Here is a 19,776-nt window from a genome sequence, read left to right as displayed (position 1 = left end):
CCTCCTCAGCCCGCACTCTTTTTATGTTCATTCAGATCAATTACTTTTCCGTTATCCTGTATATCTTCATCATAGGTTTGATGTTGGCCGCCTACCCGCTTCACCTTATTCCAACTGTTCTTGTTTATAAAATAACCGACAGTACCAAAAGTATTGAATAAAACGCCTAAAAAACGGTATGTGACAATTTCGAATGGAACAAAGAATACAATCCGTATTTTGTCAATCCTTGAGAATGCATATCCAAATCGATTGGTAATAATCATGGCCACTAAACTTTGGAAAACCCCGAGGCTGAAAGAAAAAGCAAATAACATAAGCGCTAATATAGCCCCCTCACCCATAATCAGCATTACGAAAGGAATAATTAAGGTCGGGAATGCTGTTAATGTTCCAAGCATTAATGCATCCACAATCAAAAACAGTGAGATGCCTGGACCGAATTTTGTAAGCAGCGAAGGTCCGTATGTAATGATGCAGTCGATAAATGCTTTTTGCCAACGAATCCGTTGTTTGAATAAGTCTCTGAATGTCTCGGGACCTTCTGTGAAACATACAGCTTCAGGTATGAAAAGGATTTTTTTATAAGGATAATTTGTCTTAATCAGACGTTGTATCCTCATCGTAATGTCCATGTCTTCTCCAACAGTAATGCGATATCCTCCCACTTCAAATAATGCGTCTCGCTTAAAGACACCAAACGCTCCTGAAATAATGGCTAAAGCTTTGAATTTTGTCTGTGTAATTTTATAAAGATAAAAATTAACTAAGTATTGCAAGAATTGAAATCGTAGTAGGTGGGATATATTAAATTTCGGCTTTGGATTTGTATAATCGCCATAGAAAGCTTGTCCAATATGAACCATTCCGCCTGCTGCAATAACACTATTATCCTTAAATGCAGAATTAATGATCTGCAATGATTTTACATCCAGTCCGCTGTCAGCATCCAAGGTAATGATTGTTTCATATCCAGCAAACTCAATTCCAGCATTTAAAGAATCAGCTTTACCGCCATTTTCTTTATCAATGATAAAGATGGACGGATATAATGTAGACTGGTAAATTCCTTTGATAGGTTTATGAGAAATCTGTGCGGCTTTCTCCTTTTCAACCCTCTTTAAGTCCAGCATGGAAATAAGCAATTCCATAGTATGATCCGTCGAACCATCATTAATGATAAATGCCTCATATTTTTTGTAATCGACATGCAGGATTGCCTGAATACAATTCTTGATAACCGTTTCCTCATTGTAAGCAGGTATAAGGATGGATATACCATCTTCCGGTTCACGCACTATTCTACTCCGTTCCCTATTTACACTAAAAAGAGGGACAATGATATAGAGAATTTGGAATGCAAAAAAGATAACATACAAAATAAGTGTAAAAATTAGTCCAATTGTTAAATCCATTTAAATCCTCCTTATCAATAGATATGTATGATAAAAGCTCATCTAAAACTATTATCTTAAAAATAAAAGTACCTATTGAAAGTAAAAATCCTTGTCTTCTAAAGGCTTGTTACACATAGGTACTCATTTTAGATGAGATGCCATAACCCTTATAGCTAATTTGAGCTATTCCTGTTTCTATAACTGTGTAAGATTATCTTTTTAGTGAATTTCATCTAAATAGGACATTGTTTCTTACTCGAGGGGAAAAAGCAGGTGTGTAGTTCGAATTACATAATTATAAAAATATAGTAATTTTCTGACAAGCTTAGGTTCCATGATAATGATTCTTGTTACCTAAAGTCAATGTGCGAAAAGACATAATATACTACCATTCGACATCACTTTTTTTAAAAAATAGGTCAAATCTGCTAAAAAGACAGGATAAAAGAATCAATTATAGTGTAGGTATTTTTTCAATCCATAGTAATATAGCTCTATATGCTTAGTTCTAAAGTATTGTTTTTATATTAATTTAAAATATTTTTTAATTTAAAAATTAAATATGTGGTTTTCACTGCTAAACTGACTAATAAAATGATATCGGCTCTACTTAAAGGGACGTCCATATTACACGATCAATAAAGTGTTTAACTGCATGTTTTTACAAAATTTTCAAAGCAAGCACCAAGCCTTACAGTGGAGGAGCTTAATGATAATCTGCTTAAAGAAAACGGGTTGCTAGTACTAACGTTAAGCTTTGGTATATTGCGACAATACGTAGTAAAAAAGATACTTAAACATAGAACAGAAAAAGATCCATATGCAATCCATTTTTGAGTAGATACATTCATTTTGTAGTTATTTCATTTAATGACTTTCATATTGCCGAACGACAAAATTGATTGAACGTATGTCAATTCGGTATTTAAACAATCCCTTGTACGCAAAATTAAGCTGGGGTGATTATGTAGATTTATTTTCATGAAATTTCCGAGGAAATGTTAAATAGATTACCACTCTTAGTAGAGATCAACTTTGAAGAAGAAGTTAATACTTTATAACCTTAGATTGATAAAATTTCTGTAAACCCCTCGGTGTTCAAGAATGAATCTAATGATTGTATCATCAACCTAACAAGTAAGAATAAAACCCCTTAATAAATATTAACTAAAGGGCTTTTCCTTGCGGATGAATAGATTTTGATTCATTCTACGGCCGCACTGTATTGCTATTTTTGCGCACGTACAATTCGGTAACTCATCGCGTCACGATATTGAAGCACAAACGTTTCATGCTGTTCCATTAAATCAAATATTGCTTCAGGAACCTCCTCTGATGGATGAAACTCTGTCAAAGGCTCATGATCATCATAAAAGGATGGCAACGTTCTAATTTGCACGTCCGCAAACCCGGCCTTTTTCATAGCGTCTCTCCATCTATCTTCGTTCCACATCTGTTGAAATCCATAAAACTGTCCAATCTGTTTTTGTTCTATTTCAGAAAGCGGTCCTTGCATGGTCAGTTCAATGGCATACAAAACACCACCAGGCTTTAATACTCTTAGCATTTCTCTAAGAACAGGCTCTATTTCAACAAAGGATAGAACGGATTCAGCCAGAACATAATGAGTGGATTGATTCTTCATTGGAATAGCTTCCAACGAGGCTTCTACTGTCTGTATAGGTAATTGCAATTGCAAAAACCTGTTCTTTGCTTTCTGAATCATGAGTGGGTGGGCATCGAGCGCTATAATGTTTGCATGATAGGCATTATATAAATAAGCACTGGTTTGTCCCGTACCACAGCCCGCATCAAGAATGACGGTGTCTTGATTAATAGGCTCATCCTTCAGCATAATTTCTGTTGCCCTTAGCCCTCCCGGATGAGCTCCTCCAATTCCAAGCTTAGATAATAAATCCATATACGTAAATGTGGTCATCATCCACCTCTGTCAGTGTTTTACACATTGTATGCCTCTTCTTTTTTTTGGTTCTTGGCTTAGCATTGGATTTTTTATTGGAATTTTAGGTAAACAAACAGTCAAGTTGTCCATCTATCAATACAATACAAAGAAGACATTATTTGAAAGGGGCATCAGGTAAATGAACTATTACAACCTATGCAATAAACATATTGGTCGAAATGTGCGCATAACTGACCGTCATAATCGTGTTCATGCCGGGACAATCACAAGAGTCACTAGAAGCCATGTATGGATTAAGCCACATGGCGGACAGAATGGCTATGGCTATTGGGGCTGGGGCGGAGGAGGCTGGGGCTATCCGGTTGGACTTGGCCTTATTACCGGCTTTGCTCTAGGAGCTTTATTTTTCTAAAAAAGAAGGCCTCGTATATTCATTACGAGGCCATTTTTATTATCTTGCTAATTGGATAAACACTACTTTTAAGTAATTACCTTCTGGGTATTCATTGATCGTTCTAAAATCATCCGGTAATGAAAATTCTTCAACAATTTTATATTTCTGATGCATTTCCTTACATGCACTGTCGATAAAAGATTTGAATTTATCCATTCCAAACAGGCTGCAATTTGTTGAAGCAACAATCAGACCACCTTTTTCAGTGATTGCGATTGATTCCTTCAGCAGATTTGTATAATCCTTTGCTGCACTGAAGGTGAATTTCTTGGACTTTGCAAAGCTTGGCGGGTCGAGAATAACCATATCAAACTTTAGCTCTTTTCTGCGTGCATATTTAAAATACTTAAATACATCCTCTACGATGATATCCTGTGCTTCATAATCAATTCCATTTACACTGAACTGTTCAATCGTTTTCGCCCGGCTTCTATTGGCAAGATCCACACTGGTCGTCTTTTTCGCTCCACCTAATGACGCAAACACAGAAAATGCTCCCGTATAAGAAAACATATTTACAACTGTCTTTCCTTTAGCATAGTGGTCCCGGATTGTTTTGCGTACATCACGCTGATCTAAGAAAACACCTACCATAGCACCATCATTCAGATTGACTGCAAAATGCACGCCATTTTCCTTTACGATGATTGGAAACTCACCTTCTTGCCCTTCAACAAAATCATCATCTTCAATGTATTTTCCTTTTGTATCGAAACGTTTTTTTTCATAGATTCCTTTAAAATCTGTTAATCTGCGTAAAGACTCTAAAACATATCTTTTAAATGAGTAGATCCCTTGGCTATACCATTGAATGACAAAATATCCATCATAAAAATCAATAATGAGACCGCCAATTCCGTCACCCTCACTATTGAACACACGGAAAGCTGTTGTATCTTCTTGTTGGAAATAGTGCGCTCGCTTATCCAGAGCCTTTCGAATTTTTTCATCAAAGAACGCTTGGTTAATAGATTCATTTTCCTGTCTTGTTAATACCCAGCCATATCCTTTATTCTGCTTTCCAAAATATCCTTTGGCAATAAAGCGACCTGAATCATCAACAAGCTTAAGAATTTGACCTTCCTCCTGCAGTTTTTGAGGAGACACAATAGCCTCCTTTAAAATAAGCGGAAATCCATTTCTTAATTTTTTGCTATCTCTTGGTTTTACTTCACAAATTATTTCCTTATTACTTGAACTCATCTATATTTCACATACTCTCTTTTAATCTTTTCTACTTACAGTATATCGAAAACTGCCTTCCTCTCAAAACTAATACTAAGTAAAATGAAGGATTTTCCGCTATCTCCATCAAATACTTTATGTTACATTCACAGGAAGGAGGGAATTACATGAAGGTTAAATTACTTACTCTTCTCATTTTAGTAATGAGTATTATCTATATTTTTTTCATTCCAGCTGAGCCGTTTGGAATCAAATTGCTATTCAAGCTCATTCCAATGTGGTTAATTATCTACTTTGCCTATCTTCAAAAACCTGCTGAAGGACACAAAAATAAAGGACTCATCCTTACCGGACTGTTTTTTTGTATGCTCGGTGATGGGCTGCTTCACTGGTTTATAATTGGGCTAAGCTTCTTTCTGATCGGACATATCATTTATATCGCAGGCTTTCTAAGGAGATGGAATTTCTCTAAAATTCGCCTTTTATCCATTTTTCCGCTCCTTGCATTTGACCTGATCATAGGCAATAAACTTATAAATGCCCTTCAAGAGACGGGAAATGATGGATTAATTATTCCTGTTGTTATCTATATTGGCGCTATTTCTTTTATGGCATGGGCAGCCTTCATGACGGGGAATTTATATGCGGTAATCGGCAGCTTGCTCTTCGTCATTTCTGACACTATATTATCATGGAATATGTTTATATCTGATGTTCCATACTCGCATTTTTTAATCATGTCAACTTATTATGCTGCTCAATACACAATAGCCTCCAGTATTAGCAAGACATCTGGTCTGACCACTCCTTTACGTATAAAGCCGTTAAGGGGATAATTTCTGCGCAATACTGTAACTTTCAAACCTATTAAAAAAAGCAGATTCGCACGAATCTGCTTTTTTCTAATTTATATTTATATAACTAGAGAACCAAGCCTACAATAATACCGGATAATACACTTACAAGCGTAGCTCCAAAGAGTAATTTTAAGCCAAAACGCGCTACCACATTTCCTTGCTTTTCATGTAGACCTTTCACTGCACCGGATATAATTCCGATTGAGGAGAAGTTTGCAAAGGAAACAAGGAATACAGAGATAATTCCCAGTGTACGTTCACTAAATGTATCTGCTATTTCTGTCAGGCTAATCATCGCAACAAACTCATTAGTTACTAGTTTAGTAGCCATAATTCCACCTGCGGATACTGCTTCCGACCATGGTACACCCATTATGAAGGCAAATGGTGCAAAGATATATCCAAGTATTTGTTGGAAGGATACACCAATAGTCATATCAAACAAGGCATCTATACACGCCATTAACGCCACGAAACCAATTAGCATGGCTCCTACGGTAACTGCGACTTTAAAGCCATCCATGATATATTCACCAATCATCTCGAAAAAGGTTTGTTTTTCTTCCTCTTCTGCTACAACGAGAATATCTTCTTTATCATCAACTTCATAAGGATTGATCAGTGAAGCAATAATAAATCCACCAAATAGATTGACCACTAAAGCGGTTACGACATATTTAGGATCGATCATTGTCATATATGCGCCGACAATCGACATTGAAACTGTAGACATAGCCGATGCACATAAAGTATATAAACGGTGAGGCGGTAATTGCCCCAATTGTTTTTTCACCGTTATGAATACCTCTGATTGTCCGACCATAGCTGAGGCAACTGCATTGTATGATTCAAGTTTACCCATTCCGTTCACTTTACTTAACAGAAGGCCAATTCCCTTCATAATAAAAGGAAGTATTTTAAAGTGCTGTAATATTCCGATTAATACCGATATAAAAACAATTGGCAATAGTACTGTAAGGAAAAATGGTGCTTCTCCTTCATTTGCCATTCCGCCAAACACAAATGATACCCCTGCTTCTGCAAATTTCAGTAAATATCCAAATACGGTGGCAATCCCTTGGATTAAAACAAAGCCGAATTTAGTATTTAATAATAAAGCTGCTAACGCAATTTGAATAACAACCATTATCCCAATATATTTATACTTGATTTGTTTCCTGTTTGAACTCACTAACAAAGCCAACCCTACCACTGCAAGTAACCCGATGATTGAAATTAAATATTTCATAATTCCTCCACTAAGATGTTTAGATTATTTTACGTGTACACCTTAACTAAAAAACCCATTCTACTTTACAGAATCCGGCTCCAATACTACCTGTTTAGAGATTGGAGCCGGAAACGCTCTTGGTTAATGATTTAAATTATCCCGTTCAACTATTGGCCGGCGGTACCCCACCGAAGCATTAGTTTCACTTTATTTCCCCATGTCCGTCGATTTAAAAAATCCTGGCAGTAATTCTGCAATTGAAGTCTCCAACAGATCACCCTTCAAGTTGGATAGATAGACTTTTGTATTGTTATCACTAAACTCAGCTATTACTTGTCGGCAAGCTCCACATGGTGAAACCGGACCTTCCGTATCGGCAACAATAGCAATTGCCTCTACTTTTGGTTCACCTTCTGAAACAGCTTTAAATATGGCTGTGCGTTCAGCGCAATTTGTCAGGCCGTATGATGCATTTTCGATATTACATCCACGGAAAACATGTCCACTTGTAGTTAAGACAGCTGCTCCCACCTTAAATTTAGAATAAGGTGTATATGCCTGTTTACGTGCTTCGATTGCTTCTTGAATTAAACTGTTTTTATCCATTAGGGGGCCTCCCACAAACTTCTTCAATTAATTAATAGTCTGAATTTGCTGTTTCGCCTTTTGCAATAGAGACTCCAGAGCTTGCACCAATACGTGTAGCACCAGCTTCTGTCATCGCTTTTGCATCCTCAAGACTTCTAACGCCGCCGGAAGCTTTAACGCCGATTTCTGCTCCAACTGTTTTTCTCATTAGAGCGATGTCTTCCACTGTTGCTCCGCCTGTAGAGAATCCAGTTGATGTTTTAACAAAGTCTGTACCAGCAGAAACAGCCAGCTGACATGCTTTCTCAATTTCTTCTTTTGTTAATAGGCATGTTTCGATGATCACTTTTACTAATGCTTTACCTTTTGCTGCATCAACTACTGCTTTAATATCAGCTTCAACCTCATCATAACGGCCATCCTTCATAGCACCGATATTGATTACCATATCGACTTCGTCTGCACCATTTTCGATTGCATTAGTAGTTTCAAATGCTTTTACTTCAGGAGTATTCGCTCCAAGAGGGAAACCAATGACTGTACATACTTTTACTTCGGGTGTATCTTTTAGCATTTCTGCACATTTTTTTACCCATGTTGGATTCACACATACAGATGCAAATTTATATTCCTTTGCCTCTTCAACAATTGTCTTTACTTGTTCTTCTCTAGCATCCGCTTTTAATAACGTATGGTCGATTAAAGATGTTAATTTTGTAGTCATGTCTTAATTCCTGCCTTCCAAAAGCTTATATTAATGAATTTCTGTGTAAATTAATGTTGGAGCCTGTACTTTTTCAGTACTGATGTTGTATGCTCCGTAAATTTTTTCCAATACATTGGCAATTTCTTCTGAGTTGGAATGTACAGTTACAAGTGATTCGCCTTCCGCAACTTCATCGCCAACTTTTTTATTCAAAACAATTCCAACAGCCAAGTCAATTACAGATTCTTTCGTAGCACGGCCTGCTCCAAGCATCATGGCAGCAACACCAATTTCCTCCGCCTGAATACCAGCAACATATCCAGAAGACTTTGCAGGGACTTCAATAAGGTATTTAGCCGTTGGAAGTTTGGATGGATCATCTATCACAGATGCATCCCCGCCCTGTGAAGCAAGGAATGTTTTGAATACTTCAAGCGCTTTTCCATTATGCATAACTTCCTCAAGCATGCCACGTGCCTCTTCAGTTGTTTCAGCTTTACCAGCTAGTATGACCATATGGCTTCCCAAAGTTAAGCATAGTTCATGTAAATCAGCCGGACCTTTACCTACTAATGTGTCGATAGCTTCTTTAATTTCCAATGCATTACCAACTGCAAATCCAAGTGGCTGACTCATATCTGAAATGATAGCTTTTGTATTTCTGCCAACTCCATTCCCGATATCAACCATTGCTCTTGCTAATTCTTTTGCATCATCAAGGTTTTTCATGAATGCCCCATCGCCTGTTTTAACATCCAGGACAATAGCATCTGCTCCAGCTGCAATTTTCTTGCTCATGATGGAGCTTGCAATTAGAGGAATAGAATCAACTGTTGCTGTTACATCACGTAATGCGTATAGTTTTTTATCAGCTGGTGTTAAGTCACCGCTTTGTCCAATAACAGCAATTTTATTTTTATTTACAAGATTAATAAAATCCTCATTTGAAATTTCTACATGAAATCCTGGAACAGCTTCCAGCTTATCAATGGTTCCGCCTGTATGACCTAGACCACGTCCGGACATTTTTGCAACCGGTACTCCAAGTGCTGCTACTAAAGGTGCCAACACAAGTGTAGTTGTGTCACCAACACCACCAGTACTATGCTTGTCTACTTTTACGCCCTTTATTTGTGAAAGATCAATTTGATCTCCTGATTCAACCATTAGCTCAGTTAGGTTAACTCTTTCTTCCTGAGTCATACCTTGAAAATAAATCGCCATAGCAAATGCTGACATTTGATAATCGGGTATACTTCCATTCGTAAATCCTTCAATAACAAACTGGATTTCACTTTTATTCAACTCATGACCGTTACGTTTCTTTTCAATAACGTCAACCATTCTCATGATTTTACACCTCATTTTTGAATTATCGTAAAATAGCCACCATTACTTGGAATAACCATGTAAGTGAAAATATTGGTAGCACTTACAAAACTAACTATACCATATTAATTGAACAAAAGTAACATTAAAGTGTGAACAAATGTAAAACATTTTGTAGGTGTATCCTTATTGACCCCTTTATCCATTTTTTAACACTAAAAACCTCCTATTAGGATAAACAGGAGGTTAGAACCATATTCATATATAGGTGATATATTTATTTATCCAAAATAAACCTTGCCGTATATTGATCGGTGATTAATACATTGGCGAATTGTCCCTTTAGAGCCGCGTGAATGGAATCTACCTTTTGAGTACCGCCGGCAACCAATATCGAATATTCTTTTTCCTTCAGCTCTTCAAGGTCAATTCCCAAAGTACGTTCGTTCAATGAGTTGTTACATATATTTCCCTTTGAATCGAAAAAGCGTGAACAAATATCACCCACAGCCTTAGAATAAAGCATCTCCAAGTCTTCTTCCGTAAAATAACCAAGCTTAAAGAGCAGAGATTCTGGTTTAACCGGCCCACATGTGAATAATGCAATATTAGCTTCTTTTCCAGTTTCAATAATTCCTTTAATATGTCTGTCTGCCATCATTGCTTGTTTAACAACTACCTGGTCGACAATCGCCGGTAAAGGTAAATGCAATGGAGTAGTACGGAAAGCCTTCCCGAATAAATATAGAATTTCTGATACATAGGTATGCGTCTCGGAATGGCTGATTCCACCTTTAAGCTGCACAATCTTCACATTATTTACTGCCTTTTTCTTCAACTCCACTGCCACATGATAGAGAGTCGTTCCCCATGTCACTCCTATAATGTCATCATCCTTAACAATTGTATCAAGATATTCTGCAGCCTTTAATCCAATAGAAGTTTTGATAGTGTGATCCTCATATTGTGGTACAGGTGTTACTACTGCCTTTTTTAACTTATATTTTTCTTCAAGTTTAACCTCAAGATTCTCCAAATTTTCTTCCATATCATCTATTTTAATTTGGACAATCCCTTCTCTTTTAGCCGTTTGCAGCATACGTGACACCGTAGGCCTTGAAACACCGAGTTTTTTTGCAATTTCATTCTGTGTATAATCCAGTAAATAATAAAGTTTAGCAGCTTCTATCACTTTACTTTTTTTATCCGCTTCCATTTTGGTCCCCTAGTTTTCCACTAATTTTCACTCTTTTATTTTATTGACCTAAAAAACAATTGTCTTATTCCCCTGAACAATAATCCTGTCCTGTAAGTGCCATTTCACAGCTTTGCTCAGCACATTTCTTTCAATGGATTGTCCTATTTTCTTCAATTGCTGAATATTATCCTGATGATTAACCCGCATAATATCCTGTTCAATGATGGGCCCTTCATCTAAATCATCTGTTACATAATGACTGGTTGCTCCAATTAATTTAACCCCACGTGCAAACGCTCTTTCATACGGTCGTGCTCCCATAAACGCCGGCAAAAAGGAGTGATGAATATTAATGATTTTATTCTCATACATTTCAACAAAGCTTGGCGAAAGAATTTGCATGTAGCGCGCTAACACGATTAGATCGATTTGATGTTTATCGAGCAGCTCCTTCTGCCTTAACTCCGCATCTTCCTTTGTTTCCTTCGACACAGGTATATAGTAAAAAGGGATGTGCAGCGATTCTACCAGCTCTTTAGCAGCCAGATGATTACTGATTACGATCGGAATCTCTGTCATTAAATCTCCTGATTGCCACTCCCATAGCAGCTCTCTTAAACAATGGAGCTCCTTTGAAACAAATATAGCCGTTTTCTTTATGTGATAGTTAAAAATTATATCCCACTTCATCTTAAACTTATTCGCTATTGAAAGGAATTCTTCTTTTAGTTTCTTCTCGTTTTTAGCCAAATCAGGGCATTCGAATTCGATCCTCATAAAAAACGTACCGCCATTACTGTCTGTTGAATATTGATTTGATTCCAGGATGTTAGCGCCTTGTTTAAACAAGACATCAGATACTGCTGCCACAATTCCTTTTTTGTCCGGACAGCTAATTAGCAGGCGCCCTTTATCTCGCTGACTCTCTTTATACAGATTTACATGCTTTTCAGCGATCGTTTCCATTCCCTCACCATCCTGATCTGCACAGATATGTATTTATCCGCTTACATTCCTTACATTTTATCACAAATATTCCATCCTACCTGCTGAAATATTTTTATACTAATAATTTAATTGTTTCGGTAAAAGAGCAAAATGTAGCACTTCCTCATCAAGCCTTTATAATCGTTGATTTGCCAGCATTATAATTTTATTCACCAACGTTCTTATTCACCGTGTGAATGTTGATTCTTATTCATTTTGACTATTTGTTTTCCCATCTTAAGAGACGTACTTCTCGCAACAAATACGATTTATTAATTATATTTTCATTTCATGTTTCTAAAGGTATGCTTAGCGGGTAAATAGGTAAATATTGTTTTATAGTTGAAGCTGCTAATAGAGAGATGCGAGGTGGTACAAATGGGGCATAACCATACAATGATGCAATTTTTTGAGTGGCATATTTTACCTGATGGTACTCATTGGAAACGGTTGAAGGAATTAGCACCAGTATTAAAAAACTGCGGAATAGATTCTGTTTGGATCCCACCCCCAACGAAAGGACAAACACCTGAAGATACAGGTTATGGTATATATGATTTATATGATTTAGGGGAATTTGATCAAAATGGTTCTGTACGCACGAAATATGGTACGAAGGATGAGTTGATAGAAGCAGTTGAAGCATGCAAAGAAAATGATATTTGTGTGTATGCAGACATCGTTATGAACCATAAAGCAGGTGCGGATGAAACAGAGAGATTTAAGGTTGTAGAAGTTGATCAGAATGACCGTACACAAGAGATATCGGAACCATTTGATATCGATGGCTGGACGAAGTTCACGTTTCCCGGGCGCGGTAATACGTATTCTGATTTCAAATGGAATATGGAGCATTTCAATGGAACTGATTATGATGAAGGAACCATTCGAACAGGTGTATTTAAAATTCTCGGTGAAAATAAAGGCTGGAATGAACATGTTGATAAAGAGTTTGGAAACTATGACTATTTAATGTTTGCCAATATTGATTATCGCCTTCCAGATGTACGAAATGAAATGAAAAATTGGGGAAGATGGCTCGCTGAAACCATTAAATGTGAGGGGTATCGCTTAGATGCCATTAAGCATATTGATTATACCTTTATTAAAGAATTTGCCATTGAAATGAGAGAAGCTCATGGTGATGACTTTTATATGGTGGGAGAATACTGGAATCCCGATTTACGGGCATGCCAGGAGTATTTAGAAAAAGTTGATCATACACTTGATTTATTTGATGTGCCTCTCCACTATAAATTACATCAAGCTTCTCAAATGGGACGAGATTTTGACCTTACAACCATTTTTCATAATACTCTAGTAGAATCTAATCCTTTAAATGCGGTAACCTTCGTAGACAACCATGACTCACAGCCGGAAGAATCTCTGGAATCATGGATCGAAGATTGGTTTAAACCATCTGCTTATGCACTCATCTTACTTCGCCATGACGGTTACCCGTGTGTTTTTTACGGGGATTATTATGGAGTTGGCGGCGAAAACCCAGTTGGGAGAAAAAACAAACTGATTGATCCGCTTCTTTATGCAAGGGTCCATAAAGCCTATGGAGGACAGGTCGATTACTTTGACCATCCAAATACCATTGGGTGGGTAAGATTAGGAACCGAAGAAAAGGAGAACTCTGGCTGCGCTGTTGTTATTTCAAACGGTGACGAGGGCGAAAAAAGAATGTGTGTAGGAGCTGAACGTGCCGGAGAAATATGGACTGATTGTACAAGCAACCGACCAGATAAGATTGAGATTGACGAGGAAGGCTGGGCAACATTCCCTGTAAATGGTGGCAGTGTTTCTGTGTGGACCAAGCCTGACCCAGAAGATTAAAAAGCTTAAGCTAGAGTAGCATCCAGAATTTATATAAACAGGGGGCTTTTGAGTGATGAAACACTGTTTACTGCAGTGTTTCATCACTCATAGCCCCCTCATATTTTTCATCATTTCACTAAATCATACGAAATGATTGCCGGTTTACCGGTTCTGGGATCCTCTACAATAGAAGCATCAATCTGGAATACTTCTTTTAATACTTCCGAACTCATAACTTCATTAGAACTCCCCTGTAAAATTAACTGACCCATTTTAATCGCAACCAATTCATCTGCAAACCGGCTAGCATGATTCAAATCATGGATCACCATCACAATGGTTCGGCCATCCTCGTGATTCAGTTTTTTTAAAAGCTCAAGAACCTCCAGCTGGTGAGCCATATCCAAATACGTGGTTGGTTCATCCAGTAACAATAACCCCGTCTCCTGGGCAATTGCCATTGCAATCCATGCACGCTGACGTTGCCCGCCGGATAAGGAGTCCACTGCATGATCTTTAAAATCACTTAATCCAGTAACACGAATCGACCAATCGACCATTTCTCTGTCATGTTCATTTAAGCGTGAGAAACCGCCCTGATATGGAGTTCTTCCATAAGAGACCAAGTCGGTTACAGAAAGACCGGCAGGAGCTTCCGGTGACTGGGGCAGGATAGCCATTTTTCTGGCAATCTCCTTTGTAGGTGTATTCTTAATATCTTTTCCATCTAAAATAACTGATCCATACATAGCTGGATGTAATCTTGCCATTGTCTTCAAAATAGTCGATTTTCCACAGCCATTTGGACCAATAATGGCTGTAATCGCTCCTTTTTTTATATCTAAATTCAGTGAAGGAACAATTACATTTCCGTCGTAGCCTATTTTTAAATTCCGAGCTGACAATTCCAAAAGGTTTACCCCTCCTCTACTTTGATTTCATTAAGAGATAAATAAAATATGGAGCACTGATAATAGAGACGATTACCCCTGAAGGAATATCGACACGGAACATATTTTTACCCAGCATATCTGCCAACAGCAAAATAAGGGCTCCAATCATAGCTGAAGCTGGTAAAAATGCCCCATGTTTAGGACCAACAAGCTTCCTTGCAATATGGGGTGCTATTAGTCCAAGAAAAGCAATCCCCCCGCCAACTGTCACACCTAACCCAGCCAATGCAACTGCGGCACCAATTAAAACTAAGCGCTCTTTTTCTGTACGAATTCCCAGTCCTGACGATACAAGACTCCCAAGATTTAATACATTTAGTGTGTGTGATTTATATAAAATAAATGGAATTAAGATTAAAAACCACGGCAGCAAGGCCCACACATATTTCCACTGTGTAGCCCAAAGATCTCCGGATAACCAAACTATCGCTTTCATGAAATCATGCGGATTCAATCTGAGCTGCATGGCAGTTAAGACAGCTGAAAATCCAGCATTAATACCGATTCCAACTAAAAGAAGGCGAATCGTGTGCAGCCCTTTCTTCCATGATAATGCCAATATCAATACGGCTGTAAGCATGGCTCCGGCAAATGCAAAGAAAGGCATAATAAATGTACCTATCTGGCTCTGACTGCCAAGCGTAGATTGAAATACAGTAATATAAATTAATACAGCAAGACCAGCACCTGCATTAATCCCTAATATCCCAGGCTCCGCTAATTCATTCTGAGCAACTGTTTGCAATACTGCTCCCGATATAGCCATTCCTGCTCCTACCAAAATAGCCAGTAAGATAGCCGGCAACCGGATCTCAAATAAAACAAGCTCCTGCTTAGCTGTTCCATTTCCCACAATCGTCTGCCACACCTCTGCTGGTGAAATACTGACCTTTCCTATATTCAGACTGATTAAACTGACCGTAATAATTAGTATGAACAAAGCAATCCATACTCTTGGCAAATTAGCAATCTTCTTCAAAACAATTGCCTCCCTTCACTGCGAACAAGGTACAGGAAGAAAGGAACTCCAATAAGTGCTGTCATAACACCAACCGGAGTTTCATATGGGGGATTAATCACTCTTGAGGCAACATCGGCCAACAATAACAAGGCACTTCCGAGAACAGCTGCGAGAGGCAGTAACTTTCTATAGTCCGTTCCAATCAACATCCTGGTTATATGAGGAATGACAAGACCGATAAAACCAATCGTCCCAGAGACCGCAACCGAGCTGCCAGTCAGTAATAAAATAATGATAATTCCTAAAGCTCGGACTAGCTTGATGTTAACCCCAAGCCCCTTCGTTACATCCGTACCAAGCGATAATAACGTAAGCGAATGTGCAATACTAAGTAAAATAGGCAATCCTATTAAGCCAACCGCTGTAATTATTTTTACCTCAACCCAATGACTATTCGCCAATTCACCTGCATACCAGAAGCTAATATTTTTCGTGACATCAAAATATAAAGCCATGCTGGTTGTCAAAGAACTTAAAAACATCCCAGTTGCCATACCCGCCAAAGCCAATTTAACTGGTGTTACCCCTCCTCTGGATAAGGCAGATAAAGAAAATACCAATAGGACAGCCAATCCTGCTCCAATCATGGATGCACTAATAGAACCCATTATGGATAATCCAGAGAAAACCGTTAATGATAAAACTAAAGCAAATGCAGCCCCATTGGATACTCCCAAAAGAGATGGTTCAGCAAGTGGATTTCTAGTCAATGCCTGCATAACAGCACCAGAAATGGCTAAGTATGCCCCAACAAGGCCTGCCATCAGTGCCCGCGGCAATCTGATTTCCCAAATAATCTGATGTGTCACATTATCAGGATTTCTATGGAGCAAAGCCTCCCATACTGTTGAAAGGTCTATCATTTTTGTTCCAATTATTAATGAAGTAATAAAAATAACTAGTAGTAGTAAAAAAGACAGCGGGAGAACAATGCCAATCCGTTCCCTGCGAGATGGAATATTTCTATCCTCGTTCTTCTGCACGTACGTTCAGTCCTTCAAAATTATAATATGTAGTCCAAAGGAATCCACCTTTCTAGTGTTACCTTAAAATGAATAGGTATGAATTTCCTTTGACCCTTCAAATGAGAATGATTATCATTAATAGTAACGAATTTATTTTACATACTAAAGGAGGATATAGCAATGGTAATAAATAATAAATACACACGTCTTCTGGTATTCATGCTGTGTGCAGTATTATTGCTTGCAGCCTGTGGCTCAAATGATGACAATGATACTTCTAACAAGGAGCAGTCTGACAAGAAGGTTACAGATGCAATCGGTGAAATGAGCTTCCCTAAAGACCCTAAAAGAATACTGGCACCAAATTTAGAGGATTATTTAGTCACTTTAGGCATTAAACCTGCTGCTCAATGGTCAATCGGTACAACTGTTCATAATTATTTACAGGATGAACTTAAGGATGTTCCTTTGATTTCATGGGATATGCCGATAGAAGATGTGATCGAAGCGGAACCAGACTTAATTATGTTCGAATCTGAAGCTGCTATTCAGGAAGGCCAGTATGAGGAATACAAAAAAGTAGCTCCAACCTATGTATTTAAGGAAGAAGATGCTGCTGACTGGAGAACTTTACTGACAAAAATGGGCGAGTTGTTCGGTAAAGAAGATCAGGCAAAAAAAGCAATTCAAGACTATGAGGATAAAGCTGCGGAAGCTAAAACAGCAGTTAAAGAGAAAATCGGAGATGAGTCTGCCGCTCTGATTTGGGTAACAGGCGGTCAGTACTTTGTTTTCGAGGGTGATCGTTACGCTTCAAATGTACTCTATAATGATTTAGGAATTAAGATGCCAACTTATATTAGTAAACTTGGTGAAGCACAGGCAACATGGCAGGGCACTTCACTTGAGGCATTAGCGGATTTGGATGCAGACCACCTCTTTATTGCTGCAGCGAGCGGCGAACCAGGAATGGAAACATTGGAAAACAGCTCTATTTATAGATCCATTCCGGCTGTCCAAAAAGGAAATGTTTATACATTTGAAGATTCCAGCAACTGGACAACCAATGCTAAAACGGCCAATGCTAAAACAATCGATTTGGTACTAGATTCCTTAACTAAATAATAAACAAAGGAGGCTCTTTTTTAAGAGTCTCCTTTTTATTGTATGTCTGAAGCTTACTTTTTTCTATTATATAAATCCTCTCTTCGGTCCTCAAAAACGGAGATGCGAGTTCGTACCTGATCGACTTCCTGTATGTTTAAGTCAGCATAAAGGATAGATTCTGCTGTAGAACCAATTGCAATTGTATCGCCCCATGGATTGATAACCATGGAAAACCCGCCGAATGTGTTATTAGGATCTTTTCCGACTCGGTTGACAGCTATAATAAATAGCTGGTTTTCTATGGCTCGTGCCTTCAAGAGCGTTACCCAATGATCCACTCTTGCTTCCGGCCATTCTGCCACTACGAATATAAGCTTTGCTCCCGCCAAAGCATGTTTTCTTACCCATTCGGGAAAGCGGATATCATAGCAAATCAGGCCTCCGCTCATGTTCCCATCTATCTTAAATAAATTCTCTTTTTGTCCCGCTATAAGATATTGATGTTCATCCATTACGTTAAAAAGATGAGCTTTATCATACTCAGATATGACCTCTCCAAAGCGATTGAATACATACATTCTATTAAAATACCCTTTTGAGGTTTTCACAGAAACAGAGCCGCCAACAATATTGACATTGTACTTTAAGGCCAGTGAGGAAAGTAGCTTAATCGTTTCCTTTCCTTCAAGATCAGCAAGATCCCCCAGCTGTTGCAGTGCATAGCCTGTATTCCACATTTCAGGTAGCACAATACAATCCGCACCATTCTGGGCCGCCTCAGATATAGACTCTGTTACATGCTTAAAATTTTCATTTGGCTTTCCATACTCGATATCCATTTGTACACAGGCGATTTTCAGGTGGCTTCCCCCTCTCTCTTCTATTAAATAGGTTATTTCAATACATGGCTGATAGCAACTTTGATGCTATCTGTTTACCCAATATGTAAATGAAAATGGAATCGGGCTTAATCATCAACTCCATCATCCAATTCTCCACTAAGAATTTATAATTGTCTGATCATAACCATTCGGATTTTGCCTTTGCCATTTCCATGAATCTGCGCACATATCCTTCAGACTCTTTTCTGCTTTCCAGACCAGTACCTTTGCGGCCTTTACGGAATCAGCGTAACTAACAGCCACATCACCGGGCCTCCGTTCCACTAATTCGTAAGGGATTTTCCTTCCGCTAACACTTGCGAAAGCATACACCAGGTCCAGGACACTATATCCGTTTCCTGTTCCAAGATTAAATGCTTCTACTCCAGATCTACCCTGCAGATATTCCAATGCCTTCAAATGGCCCTTCACTAAATCGACTACATGGATATAGTCGCGAACACCGGTACCATCATGAGTTTCATAATCGCTGCCAAAAACGGATAATTTATCTCTTTTTCCAATGGCAACCTGTGTGATATATGGCATTAAATTATTGGGAATACCACTTGGATTCTCACCGATTCTTCCTGATTCATGAGCTCCTATAGGATTGAAGTACCTCAGCAAGGCGATACTCCATTCTGGATCGGAAACATGCAAGTCACACAGGATTTCCTCTATCATTAATTTTGAACGGCCATATGGATTGGTTGCTGATAATGGAAAGGACTCATCAATCGGTACCCGATCCGGCATACCATATACAGTGGCAGAAGAGCTGAATACCAGCTTCTTCACCTGATGCTTCGCCATAACTTCACATAGTCTGATGGTACCCGTCACATTATTTTCATAATATTTCAGAGGCATCGAAATGGACTCACCAACTGCTTTTAAACCGGCAAAATGGACAACTGAATCAAAATCATATTTTGCAAACAATTGGTCAACAGCTTCCTTATCTACTAAATCTATATTATAGAAAGGAAAGTTCCTACCAGCTAACTCTTTCACTCTTTCAATTGCTTCCACATGACTGTTAGAGAAATTATCCAGCACCACAATATCATAATTCGCTTTTAAGAATTCAACTGCCGCATGGCTGCCTATATAACCAGCACCACCTGTAATGAGTATCGCCATCCATGATCCACTCCCCTGTTTCT

The 19,776-nt window shown here is 38.3% G+C and carries 18 protein-coding genes; 4 read left to right on the top strand and 14 right to left on the bottom strand.

Annotated features, from left to right (window positions below; translation table 11 throughout):
* Window positions 1-5: 5 nt before the first annotated feature.
* Together FHY47_RS09775 and FHY47_RS09770 are read right to left on the bottom strand one after the other, a co-directional pair.
* Window positions 6-1,415, bottom strand: a complete 1,410-nt coding sequence (locus FHY47_RS09775) for a glycosyltransferase family 2 protein (RefSeq protein WP_066109521.1) — start codon at window positions 1,413-1,415, stop codon at window positions 6-8.
* 1,210 nt (window positions 1,416-2,625) lie between these two features.
* Window positions 2,626-3,339 (bottom strand): class I SAM-dependent methyltransferase, encoded by a 714-nt coding sequence (locus FHY47_RS09770; protein ID WP_148630361.1) that lies wholly within the window; start codon window positions 3,337-3,339, stop codon window positions 2,626-2,628.
* 160 nt (window positions 3,340-3,499) lie between these two features.
* Between FHY47_RS09770 and FHY47_RS09765 the strand changes: the two genes are divergently transcribed.
* The gene (locus FHY47_RS09765; protein ID WP_066109526.1) at window positions 3,500-3,733 is read left to right on the top strand and encodes a hypothetical protein; all 234 of its coding nucleotides are present in this window, start codon (window positions 3,500-3,502) and stop codon (window positions 3,731-3,733) included.
* A gap of 39 nt (window positions 3,734-3,772) precedes the next feature.
* Here the strand turns inward: FHY47_RS09765 and FHY47_RS09760 are convergent, their stop codons facing one another.
* Window positions 3,773-4,978, bottom strand: a complete 1,206-nt coding sequence (locus FHY47_RS09760) for a class I SAM-dependent rRNA methyltransferase (RefSeq protein ID WP_148630359.1) — start codon at window positions 4,976-4,978, stop codon at window positions 3,773-3,775.
* Window positions 4,979-5,127: 149 nt separating this feature from the next.
* On the opposite strand from FHY47_RS09760, the gene FHY47_RS09755 reads away from it, so the two are divergent.
* The gene (locus FHY47_RS09755; protein WP_148630357.1) at window positions 5,128-5,796 is read left to right on the top strand and encodes a lysoplasmalogenase; all 669 of its coding nucleotides are present in this window, start codon (window positions 5,128-5,130) and stop codon (window positions 5,794-5,796) included.
* Between the two features lie 85 nt (window positions 5,797-5,881).
* Here the strand turns inward: FHY47_RS09755 and FHY47_RS09750 are convergent, their stop codons facing one another.
* From FHY47_RS09750 to purU, 6 genes are all read right to left on the bottom strand, one after another.
* Window positions 5,882-7,066 carry a NupC/NupG family nucleoside CNT transporter gene (locus FHY47_RS09750; protein WP_139892053.1) on the bottom strand — a complete coding sequence of 395 codons (1,185 nt, stop codon included), beginning with the start codon at window positions 7,064-7,066 and terminating at the stop codon, window positions 5,882-5,884.
* Window positions 7,067-7,255: 189 nt separating this feature from the next.
* Complete coding sequence (locus tag FHY47_RS09745; RefSeq protein ID WP_066109535.1) at window positions 7,256-7,654, bottom strand: cytidine deaminase; 399 nt, start codon at window positions 7,652-7,654, stop codon at window positions 7,256-7,258.
* A 31-nt stretch (window positions 7,655-7,685) separates the two neighbouring features.
* Complete coding sequence (deoC, locus tag FHY47_RS09740; RefSeq protein WP_139892052.1) at window positions 7,686-8,360, bottom strand: deoxyribose-phosphate aldolase; 675 nt, start codon at window positions 8,358-8,360, stop codon at window positions 7,686-7,688.
* Between the two features lie 30 nt (window positions 8,361-8,390).
* Entirely contained in the window at window positions 8,391-9,692 is a 1,302-nt protein-coding gene (locus FHY47_RS09735) for a pyrimidine-nucleoside phosphorylase (protein ID WP_139892051.1), read from the bottom strand.
* A 256-nt stretch (window positions 9,693-9,948) separates the two neighbouring features.
* Window positions 9,949-10,887, bottom strand: coding sequence for a DNA-binding transcriptional repressor DeoR (locus tag FHY47_RS09730; protein ID WP_148630355.1), 939 nt, complete (start codon window positions 10,885-10,887; stop codon window positions 9,949-9,951).
* Between the two features lie 48 nt (window positions 10,888-10,935).
* The gene (gene purU / locus FHY47_RS09725) at window positions 10,936-11,835 is read right to left on the bottom strand and encodes a formyltetrahydrofolate deformylase (RefSeq protein WP_139892049.1); all 900 of its coding nucleotides are present in this window, start codon (window positions 11,833-11,835) and stop codon (window positions 10,936-10,938) included.
* A 399-nt stretch (window positions 11,836-12,234) separates the two neighbouring features.
* On the opposite strand from purU, the gene FHY47_RS09720 reads away from it, so the two are divergent.
* Entirely contained in the window at window positions 12,235-13,698 is a 1,464-nt protein-coding gene (locus FHY47_RS09720; RefSeq protein ID WP_139892048.1) for an alpha-amylase, read from the top strand.
* A gap of 110 nt (window positions 13,699-13,808) precedes the next feature.
* Here FHY47_RS09720 and FHY47_RS09715 read toward each other — a convergent pair whose 3' ends face one another.
* The 3 genes from FHY47_RS09715 to FHY47_RS09705 are packed head-to-tail and all read right to left on the bottom strand — an operon-like array spanning window position 13,809 to window position 16,637.
* Window positions 13,809-14,591, bottom strand: a complete 783-nt coding sequence (locus FHY47_RS09715; protein WP_148630352.1) for an ABC transporter ATP-binding protein — start codon at window positions 14,589-14,591, stop codon at window positions 13,809-13,811.
* 16 nt (window positions 14,592-14,607) lie between these two features.
* Window positions 14,608-15,612 (bottom strand): FecCD family ABC transporter permease, encoded by a 1,005-nt coding sequence (locus FHY47_RS09710; protein WP_066109556.1) that lies wholly within the window; start codon window positions 15,610-15,612, stop codon window positions 14,608-14,610.
* On the bottom strand, window positions 15,609-16,637 hold the full coding sequence (locus FHY47_RS09705; protein WP_139892046.1) for a FecCD family ABC transporter permease: 1,029 nt from the start codon (window positions 16,635-16,637) through the stop codon (window positions 15,609-15,611). The genes FHY47_RS09710 and FHY47_RS09705 overlap by 4 nt, the downstream gene beginning before the upstream one ends.
* A gap of 162 nt (window positions 16,638-16,799) precedes the next feature.
* Between FHY47_RS09705 and FHY47_RS09700 the strand changes: the two genes are divergently transcribed.
* Window positions 16,800-17,744: an ABC transporter substrate-binding protein gene (locus tag FHY47_RS09700; RefSeq protein ID WP_066109564.1), complete on the top strand. Its 945-nt coding sequence runs from the start codon at window positions 16,800-16,802 to the stop codon at window positions 17,742-17,744.
* A 53-nt stretch (window positions 17,745-17,797) separates the two neighbouring features.
* Here FHY47_RS09700 and FHY47_RS09695 read toward each other — a convergent pair whose 3' ends face one another.
* On the bottom strand, window positions 17,798-18,586 hold the full coding sequence (locus tag FHY47_RS09695) for a carbon-nitrogen family hydrolase (protein ID WP_139892045.1): 789 nt from the start codon (window positions 18,584-18,586) through the stop codon (window positions 17,798-17,800).
* A 138-nt stretch (window positions 18,587-18,724) separates the two neighbouring features.
* Entirely contained in the window at window positions 18,725-19,753 is a 1,029-nt protein-coding gene (gene galE, locus FHY47_RS09690) for a UDP-glucose 4-epimerase GalE (RefSeq protein ID WP_139892044.1), read from the bottom strand.
* Window positions 19,754-19,776 lie beyond the last annotated feature (23 nt).

Source organism: Bacillus sp. E214 (assembly GCF_008087365.1).
Lineage (GTDB): Bacteria > Bacillota > Bacilli > Bacillales > Pradoshiaceae > Pradoshia.
Note: the sequence above shows the minus strand (reverse complement) of the source record. Positions and strands in the feature narration are given on the sequence as shown.